The sequence below is a fragment of the Luteimicrobium subarcticum genome (genome assembly GCF_002798015.1).
In the GTDB taxonomy this organism is placed as follows: domain Bacteria; phylum Actinomycetota; class Actinomycetes; order Actinomycetales; family Cellulomonadaceae; genus Luteimicrobium; species Luteimicrobium subarcticum.
Genome location: NZ_PGTZ01000014.1, coordinates 79,859 through 92,256, shown reverse-complemented (window position 1 = coordinate 92,256; position 12,398 = coordinate 79,859). Strand labels below are relative to the sequence as shown.

Annotated in this window: 13 protein-coding genes and 1 pseudogene; 11 read left to right on the top strand and 3 right to left on the bottom strand. The window is 68.9% G+C overall.

Annotated features, from left to right (window positions below; translation table 11 throughout):
• Window positions 1–298 precede the first annotated feature (298 nt).
• The 8 genes from nrdH to CLV34_RS17295 all read left to right on the top strand — a co-directional run bounded on the left by nrdH (window position 299) and on the right by CLV34_RS17295 (window position 7,741).
• Window positions 299–544: a glutaredoxin-like protein NrdH gene (nrdH, locus tag CLV34_RS16050; RefSeq protein WP_100351317.1), complete on the top strand. Its 246-nt coding sequence runs from the start codon at window positions 299–301 to the stop codon at window positions 542–544.
• Window positions 545–638: 94 nt separating this feature from the next.
• Window positions 639–1,070 (top strand): class Ib ribonucleoside-diphosphate reductase assembly flavoprotein NrdI, encoded by a 432-nt coding sequence (gene nrdI, locus CLV34_RS16045; RefSeq protein ID WP_100351316.1) that lies wholly within the window; start codon window positions 639–641, stop codon window positions 1,068–1,070.
• Window positions 1,067–3,223 (top strand): class 1b ribonucleoside-diphosphate reductase subunit alpha, encoded by a 2,157-nt coding sequence (gene nrdE, locus CLV34_RS16040; RefSeq protein ID WP_281255214.1) that lies wholly within the window; start codon window positions 1,067–1,069, stop codon window positions 3,221–3,223. Before nrdI ends, nrdE begins: the two co-directional genes overlap by 4 nt.
• A gap of 185 nt (window positions 3,224–3,408) precedes the next feature.
• The gene (gene nrdF / locus CLV34_RS16035) at window positions 3,409–4,389 is read left to right on the top strand and encodes a class 1b ribonucleoside-diphosphate reductase subunit beta (protein WP_100351315.1); all 981 of its coding nucleotides are present in this window, start codon (window positions 3,409–3,411) and stop codon (window positions 4,387–4,389) included.
• A 627-nt stretch (window positions 4,390–5,016) separates the two neighbouring features.
• Window positions 5,017–6,216 carry a nucleotidyltransferase domain-containing protein gene (locus CLV34_RS16030; protein WP_100351314.1) on the top strand — a complete coding sequence of 400 codons (1,200 nt, stop codon included), beginning with the start codon at window positions 5,017–5,019 and terminating at the stop codon, window positions 6,214–6,216.
• The gene (locus tag CLV34_RS17370) at window positions 6,191–6,685 is read left to right on the top strand and encodes a type II CBASS E2 protein (RefSeq protein ID WP_483869220.1); all 495 of its coding nucleotides are present in this window, start codon (window positions 6,191–6,193) and stop codon (window positions 6,683–6,685) included. Before CLV34_RS16030 ends, CLV34_RS17370 begins: the two co-directional genes overlap by 26 nt.
• 76 nt (window positions 6,686–6,761) lie before the next feature.
• Entirely contained in the window at window positions 6,762–7,283 is a 522-nt protein-coding gene (locus tag CLV34_RS16020) for an SLATT domain-containing protein (protein ID WP_100351312.1), read from the top strand.
• A gap of 209 nt (window positions 7,284–7,492) precedes the next feature.
• The gene (locus CLV34_RS17295) at window positions 7,493–7,741 is read left to right on the top strand and encodes a 3,4-dihydroxy-2-butanone-4-phosphate synthase (protein ID WP_157803890.1); all 249 of its coding nucleotides are present in this window, start codon (window positions 7,493–7,495) and stop codon (window positions 7,739–7,741) included.
• Between the two features lie 260 nt (window positions 7,742–8,001).
• On the opposite strand, the gene CLV34_RS17145 is transcribed toward CLV34_RS17295, so the two are convergent.
• From CLV34_RS17145 to CLV34_RS16005, 3 genes and pseudogenes are all read right to left on the bottom strand, one after another.
• A complete protein-coding gene (locus tag CLV34_RS17145; protein ID WP_157803889.1) occupies window positions 8,002–8,511 on the bottom strand; it encodes a phosphoribosyltransferase in 510 nt (169 codons plus the stop codon).
• Between the two features lie 108 nt (window positions 8,512–8,619).
• A pseudogene (locus CLV34_RS17140) lies at window positions 8,620–9,102 on the bottom strand (DinB family protein); the annotation flags it as partial.
• A gap of 133 nt (window positions 9,103–9,235) precedes the next feature.
• Window positions 9,236–10,240, bottom strand: coding sequence for an FKBP-type peptidyl-prolyl cis-trans isomerase (locus CLV34_RS16005; RefSeq protein WP_245859310.1), 1,005 nt, complete (start codon window positions 10,238–10,240; stop codon window positions 9,236–9,238).
• Between the two features lie 145 nt (window positions 10,241–10,385).
• On the opposite strand from CLV34_RS16005, the gene CLV34_RS16000 reads away from it, so the two are divergent.
• From CLV34_RS16000 to CLV34_RS15990, 3 genes are read left to right on the top strand one after another with little or no spacing between them, the layout of a single operon-like run.
• Entirely contained in the window at window positions 10,386–10,679 is a 294-nt protein-coding gene (locus CLV34_RS16000) for a hypothetical protein (protein ID WP_100351310.1), read from the top strand.
• A 31-nt stretch (window positions 10,680–10,710) separates the two neighbouring features.
• The gene (locus tag CLV34_RS15995; protein ID WP_245859309.1) at window positions 10,711–11,580 is read left to right on the top strand and encodes an alpha/beta hydrolase; all 870 of its coding nucleotides are present in this window, start codon (window positions 10,711–10,713) and stop codon (window positions 11,578–11,580) included.
• Entirely contained in the window at window positions 11,577–12,383 is an 807-nt protein-coding gene (locus CLV34_RS15990; RefSeq protein ID WP_100351309.1) for an alpha/beta fold hydrolase, read from the top strand. The genes CLV34_RS15995 and CLV34_RS15990 overlap by 4 nt, the downstream gene beginning before the upstream one ends.
• The last annotated feature ends 15 nt before the right edge of the window (window positions 12,384–12,398 follow it).

Genomic DNA, 12,398 nt, shown 5'->3' with positions numbered 1-12,398 from the left:
GCGGCGCCGAGCTGTCCTGGAGCGTGACATGGGTGAACTCCGACCACGACATGTAGTGGGTGCGCGCCTGTCGGACCCCAGGTGTAGTGTTTTCTCATCGAGGGGCACCTGTCGCCTCGATCGAATGACACGGATGTACTTTCACCGGTGTCGTGCCTGGTCAGAGGGCCTCCCGCCTTCCACCTCCCTCCTTCGTGGAGCGGGGCAGCGGGGCAGCGACCCACCAGGGCGCCCGGTCACCGCGTGAAGACACGAAGAGCAGCCGTCGAACGGCGAGTCACCAGAGGGGACTGACGAGATGAGCATCACCGTCTACAGCAAGCCGGCGTGCGTGCAGTGCGAGGCGACCTACCGGGCCCTGGACAAGAAGGGCCTCGAGTACACGGTCGTCGACATCAGCCAGGACGCCGAGGCGCTGGAGCTGGTGCGTGGTCTCGGTCACATGCAGGCCCCCGTGGTGGTCACGGACGAGACGCACTGGTCGGGCTTCCGCCCCGACCAGATCAGCGCGCTCGCCGCGAAGATCGCCCCCGTCGGGGCCTGAGACTCCCGTCCGGGCCGGTGCCGGCGCACCGGCCCGGACGGGCACCAGCGGCTGACGCCGCGAACCCACCAGCCCGTCTGCAGGAGGCACGGCCATGGGTGACCTCGTGTACTTCTCGAGCGTCTCGGAGAACACGCACCGCTTCGTGCAGCGGCTCGGTCTCGAGGCTCGGGGCATGGGGGTGCACCGGATCCCGACCCGGCCCACGGACGGCTTCCTCACCGTCGACGAGCCGTACGTGCTCATGGTGCCCACCTACGGCGGCGGCAACGAGGGCGGCGCGGTCCCGCGTCAGGTCGTGAGGTTCCTCAACGACCCGCACAACCGGTCGCTCGTCCGCGGCGTCATCGCGGCGGGCAACACCAACTTCGGCGAGGCGTACTGCGTCGCCGGCGACATCATCTCCGCGAAGTGCCAGGTCCCGTACCTGTACGCCTTCGAACTCCTGGGAACAGCCGAGGACGTCACACGCGTCCGCGACGGATTGGGACGATTTTGGCAACGACAGCAGCAGATCCCGGCGTGAGCATCGCGACCGCGCCCGGCGAGGTCGCGGTCCCCGGCGGCGTGGAGCTCGACTACCACGCGCTCAACGCGATGCTGAACCTGTACGACGCGGACGGGAACATCCAGTTCGACCGTGACCGGCAGGCCGCGCGGCAGTACTTCCTGCAGCACGTGAACCAGAACACGGTGTTCTTCCACAACCTCGACGAGAAGCTCGACTACCTCGTGGAGCACGACTACTACGAGGGCGAGGTGCTCGACCGGTACTCGCGCGACTTCGTCAAGCGGCTGTTCGAGCTCGCGTACTCGAAGAAGTTCCGGTTCGACACGTTCCTCGGCGCGTTCAAGTACTACACGAGCTACACGCTCAAGACGTTCGACGGCAAGCGCTACCTCGAGCGGTTCGAGGACCGCGTGTGCATGGTCGCCCTCAGCCTCGCCGCCGGCGACGAGACGCTCGCGATCGAGATCGTCGAGGAGGTCATCTCCGGGCGGTTCCAGCCCGCGACGCCGACATTCCTCAACGCGGGCAAGAAGCAGCGCGGCGAGCCAGTCTCGTGCTTTCTCCTGAGAATTGAAGACAATATGGAGTCGATTGCACGCGGAATTAATTCCGCGCTGCAGCTCTCCAAGCGTGGCGGCGGTGTGGCCCTCCTGCTCAGCAACGTCCGTGAGCACGGCGCGCCCATCAAGAAGATCGAGAACCAGTCGTCGGGCGTCATCCCCGTGATGAAGCTCCTCGAGGACTCCTTCTCGTACGCCAACCAGCTCGGCGCCCGCCAGGGTGCGGGCGCGGTGTACCTGCAGGCGCACCACCCCGACATCATGCGGTTCCTCGACACCAAGCGCGAGAACGCCGACGAGAAGATCCGCATCAAGACGCTGTCGCTGGGCGTCGTGATCCCCGACATCACGTTCGAGCTCGCCCGCAAGAACGAGGACATGTACCTCTTCTCGCCGTACGACGTCGAGCGCATCTACGGCAAGCCGTTCGCCGACATCTCCGTCACGGAGAAGTACTACGAGATGGTCGACGACGCGCGCATCAAGAAGACCAAGATCAACGCGCGCCAGTTCTTCCAGACGCTCGCCGAGCTGCAGTTCGAGTCGGGCTACCCCTACATCATGTTCGAGGACACGGTGAACCGGGCCAACCCCAACGAGGGCAAGGTCACGCACTCGAACCTGTGCTCGGAGATCCTGCAGGTCTCGACGCCGTCGACGTTCAACGACGACCTGTCGTACTCGCACATCGGTCGCGACATCTCGTGCAACCTCGGCTCGCTCAACATCGCCAAGACGATGGACTCGCCCGACCTCGCGCAGACCGTCGAGACCGCGATCCGCGCCCTCACGGCCGTCGCCGACCAGACCGCCATCGACTCGGTGCCGTCCGTGCGCCGCGCCAACGACCTCGGGCACGCCATCGGCCTCGGCCAGATGAACCTGCACGGCTACCTCGCCCGCGAGCGCATCCACTACGGCTCCGACGAGGGCGTCGACTTCACGAACATCTACTTCTACACGGTCGCTTTCCACGCGGTGCGGGCGTCCAACCGCCTCGCCGTCGAGCGCGGGCAGAAGTACTACAACTTCGAGAAGTCGTCCTACGCGAGCGGCGAGTACTTCGACAAGTACACCGAGCAGACCTGGGAGCCGGCGACCGACCGCGTCCGCGCGCTGTTCGCCGACGCCGGCGTGCACATCCCCACGCAGGACGACTGGCGCGAGCTCAAGGCGTCCGTCCAGGAGCACGGGCTGTACAACCAGAACCTGCAGGCCGTGCCGCCCACCGGGTCGATCTCGTACATCAACAACTCGACGTCGTCCATCCACCCGGTGCCGTCGAAGATCGAGATCCGCAAGGAAGGCAAGATCGGGCGCGTCTACTACCCGGCGCCGTACCTCACGAACGACAACCTCGAGTACTACGAGGACGCGTACGAGATCGGCTACGAGAAGATCATCGACACGTACGCTGCCGCGACGCAGCACGTCGACCAGGGGCTGTCGCTCACGCTGTTCTTCAAGGACACCGCGACCACCCGCGACGTGAACCGCGCGCAGATCTACGCGTGGAAGAAGGGCATCAAGACGCTGTACTACATCCGGGTCCGACAGCTCGCGCTGGAGGGGACCGAGGTGGACGGCTGCGTCAGCTGCATGCTGTGACGTCGTAGGGTCGGGCGGTCCCGGATGGATGTCCTTGTCGCGAGTCACCATCCGGCCGTTCGTCCCTCACGGCCTCCCGCCAGCCCCCGCCAGCCTCGCGACAAGGACATCCATCCGGGCCCACGCAGCCGTCTGCCGGGCACCACAGCGCACTTCGACTCGTCGTCGGGGTAGGAGAGAACGACATGTCACCCACGGGGAAGCTCAAGCTCATCGATCGCGTCAGCGCGATCAACTGGAACCGGCTGCAGGACGACAAGGACCTCGAGGTCTGGGAGCGCCTGACCGGGAACTTCTGGCTGCCGGAGAAGGTGCCGGTGTCGAACGACATCCAGAGCTGGCACACGCTCACGCCCGAGGAGCAGCAGCTCACCACGCGCGTCTTCACGGGACTCACGCTGCTCGACACCATCCAGGGCACCGTCGGTGCGGTGAGCCTCATCCCGGACGCGCTGACGCCGCACGAGGAGGCCGTGTACACGAACATCGCGTTCATGGAGTCGGTGCACGCGAAGTCGTACTCGTCGATCTTCTCGACGCTCATCTCGACGCAGGAGATCGACGAGGCGTTCCGGTGGTCGGAGGAGAACCCCAACCTGCAGCGCAAGGCCGAGATCGTCCTCGAGTACTACCACGGTGACTCGCCGCTCAAGCGCAAGGTCGCGTCGACCCTGCTGGAGTCGTTCCTGTTCTACTCGGGCTTCTACCTGCCCATGCACTGGTCGTCCCGCGCGAAGCTCACCAACACGGCCGACCTCATTCGCCTCATCATCCGCGACGAGGCCGTGCACGGGTACTACATCGGCTACAAGTACCAGAAGGGCCTCGAGCTGGTCAGCGCCGCCGAGCGCGACGAGCTCAAGGCGTACACGTACGAGCTGCTGTTCGAGCTCTACGAGAACGAGGTCCAGTACACGGCCGACCTCTACGACGGCGTCGGCCTCACCGAGGACGTCAAGAAGTTCCTGCGCTACAACGCCAACAAGGCCCTCATGAACCTGGGCTACGAGGCGCTGTTCCCCAAGGACGAGACCGACGTCAACCCCGCGATCCTGTCCGCGCTCAGCCCCAACGCCGACGAGAACCACGACTTCTTCTCCGGCTCGGGTTCGTCCTATGTCATCGGCAAGGCCGTCGCGACGGAGGACGAGGACTGGGAGTTCTGAGGCACGAAGCGCCGGTCAGCGGGTCGATGACGCCCGCGATCGGGAGTCGACAGTGTTGTCTGGAGATTGCCAGCGAACGCTGGATCTCCAAACGACACGGTCAACGGACATTGGCGCTCGAGCGTCCGCTGCCGTCGGGTCTGATGTGTCTTGCCAGGCGCCGAACGACGGCAAGGCAGGGCCCGTGCGTCACGCGGCGCGAAACAAGTCGAGCAGGCGTCGAGCACGACGTGACAACTAGGACCGAACCATCGGCAGCCGGAGCACCTACACGCGGGTCGCAACCGGCGCCGATCGAGGGCTGCGGCGCGACTCGTTCGACCTCTCGGCGGTGGCGGCAGCGACGTAAATCACAGAAGTGTCGTTCGACGCTGGCACTCTCGGGGCGCGAGTGCCAGAATGGGATCGAACAATTGTACCGTCGGCATTCGATGCCGGGAACGAGAAGCGGGCCGGGTGCTCCAACACCCGACCCGCTGTGACAACTACATCCGAAGACGCGACGCGTTGCCGAAAGTTCTGGCGAACTTGGCAGCATCATGGCACAGAAATCTGTGCGTGAGCACCCCGGCTGCGCGCCGTGTCTCCCTCAGTGGGTGGTCTCTTCCACCCAGAACGGAGACGCAAGTGTCCACCACCGCAAGTACGGCGTTCGGGATCTTCGACCGCGAACGCGACCTCGATCGGCCGGCGCTCGGCGGGCTCGACCAGTTGCTCGGCGAAGGCCTCGCAGAACTCGACATCACGCAAGCGGAGCACGACCTCGCCGTGCAGCGCTACGAAGAGCTGGCAACATTTCTCGACGAACGTTGGGCGGCGACGCACGGCAGCAACGCTGTGTTCTCGCAGGGTTCCTTCAAGCTCGGGACAGTCGTTCGCAACGTCAGCCGGAACGATGAGATCGACATCGACATTGTCGCGGTGCGGGACGTCATCCGAGGCTCGATCTCGCAGGAGGAGCTCAAGCGCGAAGTCGGTGACGCGGTCCGCACCTACGCGAACAGCGCTGCCAGCAACTACCCGGACGTCGGTGAGAGTTCGCGCTGCTGGACCTTGACTTGGCCGGAGATGCACATGGACGTCCTCCCCGCGATCCCGAACCCGGAGTCTCACGATCTCCTCATTCCCGACCGAGACGTGCGAATGTGGCTTGCGTCGAACCCGAGTGGGTACGCCGCGTGGTTCGCCGGACGGTCCCGGGTCGCAGAGTTCGCGCACCGTGCCGAGGCGAAGCGTCTCGATATCCAGGCCGTCCCCCAATGGCGTCGACGCACGGTGCTCCAGAGGGTCGTGCAGGCGCTCAAGCGGCACCGTGACGTGTACTTCGCCGACCGGTTAGATGACCGGCCGGCGTCGATCGTCATCACGACCCTCGCCGCGCTCGCGTACGCCGGTGGAACCGACTTGTACGGCGCCTTGCGCCAGGTGACCACCGAGATGGGTTCGTACTTGGACGTGGTCGACGGCGTGTGGGTCCTCCAGAACCCTGCCCAGCTGGACGAAAATTTCACTGACGCGTGGGCGACCGAACCGCAGCGTGCTGCTCTGTTCTTCGAGTGGCTCCGGGCTGCCGAGAAGGCGTTCGCCGGTTTCGAGGTGAAGTCGGGGCTTCAGCACGCTATCCCCATGCTGGAGGCAGCCTTTGGGAGTCGGTTCGCGCGTGGCGCCAGCCGCGGCCTGGCTGACGAGTTGGGCGCGGCACGCCACGACGGTGCCCTCCGGATGCATACCGGTGGCGTCCTCGGAGCCGCGTCGCAAGGGCCGGTCGTCACTGAATCTCGTCCGGTGAGGAGACACGGCTTTGCAGGCGGCCCGTCATCGCACTGACGTCAACTTCGCGCTCCAGGCGCTCTGCCTGAACCGGGCATGCCCGCAAGGCACAGTTCAGCTCACACCCGGTCGTCTCGTCTGGACGGCGCGGGTGCGACCGGTACCCGCCAGTGAGGAGTACACCCTTCGCCTCGAAGCCGAGCCAGCTCGAACCCCGACAATGCGCGTCGAATCGCCGCAGCTCGTCCCGAACTCCGACGGGCTGCTGCCACACGTCTACGACGACGGAAGTCTCTGCGTCTCAGAGTTCGGCGACTTCCGCCCCGGCATGCTCTTCGTCGACACCGTTGTGCCCTGGGCGCTCGAGTGGCTCGTCTATTACGAACTGTGGCGCGCAACTAACCGCTGGTGGGGTGACGGACAGGATCGCCTGGACGACGAATCCCAGTCTCGGGTTCTGCACTCCTACGGTGCGCGCAGAACGTCCGAACGCGGGGCCGTCGAGCTACCAAGGACTCGACGCTAGTCCCCCCGCCATTTTCATGACGCTGCGGCCACCTTGAGGCCGCGGCGCGCGACGACCAGAGGAGTAGTACATACCAATGCAGGACGGTGACATCGACGGGTATCGCGACACAGTCAAACGTGAGCTGGAAGACCTGGTCGAGGACATGCTCTGGACCGAGAAGGTCCACTTCGCCCACGCCGAGAACCATGCCCGCGTCAACCTGTGGCTGGGCCTCGGGTCAACAATCGCTGCCAGCGTCGCGGCTGCGACGGTCGTCGCCAAGAGTGCGCCCACCGTCACCGGCATCGCGGCGCTGGTCGCCGCAATCGCGTCCGGCCTGTTGACGTTCCTCAAGCCAAAAGATGCTGAGCAGCGCCATCTCAACGTTGCACGGCGGCTTGGAGCGCTTCGAGTGAGGGCGCGCGCGGCGGTACGCCTCGACTTGTCGACGGTCTTCGAGCCCGACCCGCAGGCTTGGCGCGACCTCGTCAAGGAGATCGCTGTCGAGAAGGCCAAGATCGATGAGGACGCGCCCGCAACGTCCGAGCGCGCACTGCGACGCGCCCGTCTCAAGATCAGCGCCGGCCACTTCGAGCACGAGTCTGACCAGCGTTGACCTTGCACGGGCGGGCCGCCGAAGTACGAGCGTCCTGCGAAGGGCTCGTTGGTCGACGCGGTCGAACCGGCGGTCCGTGAGCTCCTCGACCTGCCACCGATCGTCGTGACGAACGAGGAGTCGCTGAGGGATGGCATTCACGGCCTCGGTCGACGCCACCCGCCGGATCACCACTCGGCCGCCGACCGCGCAGCCACGATCAACGTCCTCTGGCGCCGAGGGCGGTCGCCGACGACCTCGTGCGGCCCGGCCACCTGTTCCCGCTGATCGCCGATCCCGGCGGTGTGCGCGCGAGGCCGGGCCACACCGAGGCGGCCATCGACCTGGCGCGCCTTGCCGGGCTCGAGGCTGCGGGCGCCATCTGCGAGATCGCCGACCGGCGCGGCGAGATGCTCCGAGGGGGCCGTCTTCGCAGCTTTTCCCGTCGGCACGAGCTCGTCCGAGATCTCGATCGATGAGCTCGCGCTCTACCTCGGCCCGTGGGCGCGGGTCGACTGTCGCGCAAGAATCGCCACCGGAAGTAGGTCGTACTCGACCACGACGGGATCGTGGCGACGGCGGAGGGCCCGGCTCCCGTCGGGGTGACTCAGGATCTGTTGGAGCTTCCTGAGTGTCACACCCGAGTCCGAGCAGCGACCTCGCCCACAGCGGACGGCGTGGTTCTCGTCCAGACATCGAGAAGGAGGATCGACACAGCGGCAGCAGTGCAGCGCATCGGTCAGCCCACGGCGTCGCCCGCACCCTCGACCGGGGGCTCGGCCGACCACGGGAACGTGATCCAGCGGTCCGTGTCGCGCCACGAGTAGTCGGGCCGCACGATCGACCGCGGCTTCGTGTACAGGACCGCAGAGCGCACCTCCGCGCCGTGGCCCGTCAGCATCTTCAGCACGAGGTCGAGGGTGCGGCCCGAGTCGGCGACGTCGTCCACGACGAGCGCCCGTTGACCGCCCATGTCGCCCGTGTCCATGAACGGCGGCAGCACGCGCGGGTCGGCGAGGGTCTGGCCGATGTCGGTGTAGAACTCGACGTTGAGCGTGCCGACGCCCTTCGACCCGAGCGCGTACGCCACCGCACCCCCGGGGACGAGCCCGCCGCGCGCGACGGCCACCACCACGTCGGGCAGCCAGCCGCTCGCCACGACCTGCTCTGCGAGCTCGCGGGCCGCCCGGCCGAACAGGTCCCAGGTGAGGATCTCCCGGGCGTCCTTGCCGTCGCCGCCACGGCCCACCGCCTCCGCGACAGACTCCAGGCGTGCCCGGTACGACGCCCACCACGTGGCGTCGTGGTCGGGCAGGTTCGACACACCGTCGCGGAGGCCCACCGCCCCGTCGACCAGCTCGCGCACGATGTCGGCGTGCCCCGCGTGCCGGTGCGTCTCGGCGATCACGTGCACGAGCACCCGGTGCAGGGTCACGTCGTCGGTGTCCCACCAGGGCACGTGCCCGGCGGCTTCGAGGTCGAGCGCCTCGATCGTCGCGTCGGAGTGCGCCCACACGCGCCGGTACAGATCGGCGACGTCGGCCACCGACTCGTCCGCCGTCGCCCACATGTCGGCGTTGTCCTCGGCGTCGTCGTCCATCCAGGGCAGCGGCTCCGGGAACGGACGCCCGAACACCTCACCCAGGTAGCCGGCCTCGGTCGACGCCACGTGCTTGACCAGGCCCAGCAGGTTCGTCCCCGTCGGCGTGAGCGGCCGTCGCACGTCCTGCTCGGACGCCCCCTCGAGCTTCCACAGCAGGGCGTCCCGGCCACCCTGCAGGTACCGGCGAAGGACGGTCTTCGGGTCGGACGGCGCGGCCGCCCCCTCGCTCGTCGTCATGACAGCACGCTAGCCGCGTCCCGCGCCGGCCGCTGCGGAGGGCGACAGCGACGAGGTGAGGCGCGTGGAAATGAAGAGACGCGCGAAGGCCGGGCCGCCCGTCTGGGAGACCCGGCCCTCGCGTCGAGGTGGCTCAGCTGGTGGCGGCCTGCGCCCCGAGGATGTCGACGACGAAGATCAGCGTGGCCCCCTTCGGGATGTCAGATCCCGACGGCGGGTTGTCGCCGTACGCCAGATCGGCCGGGATGATGAGCTCGACCTGCGAACCGACGGTCTGCCCGGTGAGTCCCTTCGTCCATCCCTCGATGACGCCGCCCGCGAGGCTGAAGGACACGGCAGTGCCGGTCTTCCAGCTGGAGTCGAACGACTTGCCGTCCAACGTCCACCCGGAGTACTGGGCAAGGACCGTGTCGGTGGCCGTGACCTTCGGGCCGTCGCCCTTGATCAGGGTCTGGACGACCAGCGACTTCGGCGCGGTGTAGCCCTTCGGGATCGTGATCGACGGCTCCCCGTCGCTCGCCAGGGTCACGGTCGGCAACCCTGCCTTCGGGGTGACCGCGGTGCCGGCCGCCCGGGCGTCCTTCGCGCCGGTCACCTCGATCGCCGAGACGTAGGTGGTGGTCGAGGTCCCGTCGGTGCCGGTCGACGGGCTGGCGACGACGATGCGAGCGCCGACCTTGGCGCCGTCGAACGCGGCGGTGAGGGTCGCAGGGAACTGCGCCGAGAGGTACTGGACGGTCTCGGGATCGCCGGAGTAGTTGTCGCCGCCTGCCTTGCCGTCGGCGCCCGACACGACGGACTCGCGGATCGTGAGGATCTGGCCGTCCTTCAGCGCGGCGCCGGTGCCGTCGCTCACGCGTCGTGCAGTCGTGGCCGTCACGGTGAACGGCGTGGTCGGGAGCGTCACGGTCGGCTTCTTGCCTGCGGCGCCGGTGACCGTGATCTTGCCGACCGCCGCCACGTCGGCGGCGCTCGGCGTCGCAGCGGCGGGAGCAGCGGAGGTAGCGCTCGACGACGAGGTCGGCGTCGACGTCGAGTCGTCGTCGCTCGAGCAGGCGGCCAGGGTCAGCGAGCCGGCGAGGGCGACGACGGCGAGGCCGACGGCGGAGCGCGCGCGCAGCACGGTGCGGTTCTTCACGGGGGATGCCCTTCGGGTGGACGGCGGGGCGCGGCCCCGCGTGGCTCGCGCCAGGGTACCGGCAGTCGCTGTGAGCAGGCTGTCCGGGTCGGGCTCGCTCGCGCACCGGCGGCGTCGGGGCGCCCGTGCGTGGGAGGATCGGCACGTGCCCACGTCCCGTCGCTCCCGCCGCCACAGCACCGAGCACCGCCCGCTCGACGTGACGCGCGCCCGCGGCGGCCAGGACCGCGAGTCCGGACCGGACGGCGAGTGGAACGTCCGGAGCGTGCGGTCCGGCGACAAGTCGTACACGTGCCCGGGCTGCCGGCAGACGATCCCGCCCGGCACCCCGCACCTCGTCACGTGGCGTGCCGACGACTGGTTCGGCGCCGAGTCGGCCGTGGACGACCGCCGGCACTGGCACACGAGCTGCTGGCAGGCGCGCGGCCGTCGCCGCTGACCCCTCTCCGCGAGGTCGTAGGCTCGACCCGATGAGCACTCCGATCCGGTCCCTGACGGTCCTGCCCGCACGTCGCGAGGACGTCGAGCTCCACACCGCCGACGGCCTGACCCTCGTCGGCGAGCTCGCGCTCCCGGCCCACCGTGACCCCGTCGCCACCCTCGTGACCCTGCACCCGCTGCCCACGCACGGCGGGTACATGGACTCCCACGTGTACCGGAAGGCGGCGTGGCGGCTCCCGGCGCTCGCGGACCTCGCCGTCCTGCGCTTCAACACGCGGGGCACGTCGTCGCCGCGCGGCACGAGCGAGGGGACGTTCGACGGCGGTGACGCCGAGCGCTACGACGTCGCGGCGGCGATCGAGCTCGCCGAGTTCCGGGACCTGCCCCACCCCTGGCTCGTCGGGTGGTCGTTCGGCACCGAGCTCGCCCTCAAGCACGGCGCGGACCCGGCGGTCGAGGGCGCGATCCTGCTGTCGCCGCCGCTGCACCGCACGACCGACGCCGAGCTCGACGCGTGGGCAGCGTTTGGCCGTCCGCTCGTCGTCCTCGTGCCCGAGCACGACGACTACCTGCGGCCGGACGCGGCGCGGGAGCGGTTCGCGCGCGTCCCGCAGGCCCAGGTGATCGCGGTCGAGGGCGCGAAGCACCTGTGGGTGGGGGAGCCGCAGGTGCGGCGGGTCCTCGACGAGATCGTCCGCGTGACCAACCCGGCGTGCCCCCTGCCGCTGCCGACCACCTGGGACGGCGCGGAGCCCGCGACGACGGCCGCCGGCGCGCTCGCGTCGCCCGGCGCGCGTCCCGACGCGTCGGGACGGGACGACGCCGACCCCGCCGCGGCGGACGCGGCCGGCTACGACGCCTACCGGAGCACGACCGACACCCGAGGAGGAAGCGCATGAGCCCGAGCGAGACGCCCGAGGTGGTGCTCCACGACCTGCGTGCCGGCGACGGGCTGCCGCTCGTCCTGGTGCACGGCTTCCCGCTGGACCACCGCATGTGGGACGAGGTGGCCCGGTTCCTGCCGGACGGGTTGGCGGTCGTCGCGCCGGACGCCCCCGGGTTCGGCGACGCGCTCCTCACCGAGTCCGAGCCGAGCATCGAGGGGATCGCCGACGCGGTCGCAGAGGCGCTCGCCGCGCGGGGCGTCGAGCGGGCCGTCGTGGCAGGCATGTCGATGGGCGGGTACGTCGCGCTGGCGCTCGCCGAGCGCCACCCGGGGCTGGTCGCCGCCCTCGGGCTCGTCGACACCAAGAGCGTCGCGGACGCCCCCGAGGCGCGGGACAACCGTCTCCGCATCGCCGACGAGGCGGAGCGCACCGGCTCGGTGGCGCCGGTGCGCGGGATGCGGGAGGCGCTCCTCGGGGAGACGTCCCGGGCGACGCGACCCGACCTGGTCGCCGAGGTGGGCGCGTGGATCGAGGAGCAGCGACCCGAGGCGGTCGCGTGGGCACAGCGGGCCATGGCGTCCCGCCCCGACCGGACCGCCGTGCTCGCGGCGTACGGGGGGCCGGTGAGCGTGGTCGTCGGCGTCGAGGACGAGCTCACCCCGATCGAGCAGGCCGAGCACCTCGTGGAGTCGTCGCACGACGCGAGCGAGGCCGCGCTCGTGCTCGTGCCGGACGCCGGTCACCTCGCCGCGGTCGAGGAGCCCGAGCACGTCGCCGGCGCCCTCGCCCGGCTGCACGCACGCGTCACCCGCTGACGTGCGCCCGCGGCG

Coding starts and splice junctions, on each gene's coding strand:
- nrdF (WP_100351315.1), top strand. CDS start 3,409: ATGTCACCCACGGGGAAGCTCAAGCTCATCGATCGCGTCAGCGCGATC.
- CLV34_RS15995 (WP_245859309.1), top strand. CDS start 10,711: ATGAGCACTCCGATCCGGTCCCTGACGGTCCTGCCCGCACGTCGCGAG.
- CLV34_RS15990 (WP_100351309.1), top strand. CDS start 11,577: ATGAGCCCGAGCGAGACGCCCGAGGTGGTGCTCCACGACCTGCGTGCC.
- nrdH (WP_100351317.1), top strand. CDS start 299: ATGAGCATCACCGTCTACAGCAAGCCGGCGTGCGTGCAGTGCGAGGCG.
- CLV34_RS16020 (WP_100351312.1), top strand. CDS start 6,762: ATGCAGGACGGTGACATCGACGGGTATCGCGACACAGTCAAACGTGAG.
- nrdI (WP_100351316.1), top strand. CDS start 639: ATGGGTGACCTCGTGTACTTCTCGAGCGTCTCGGAGAACACGCACCGC.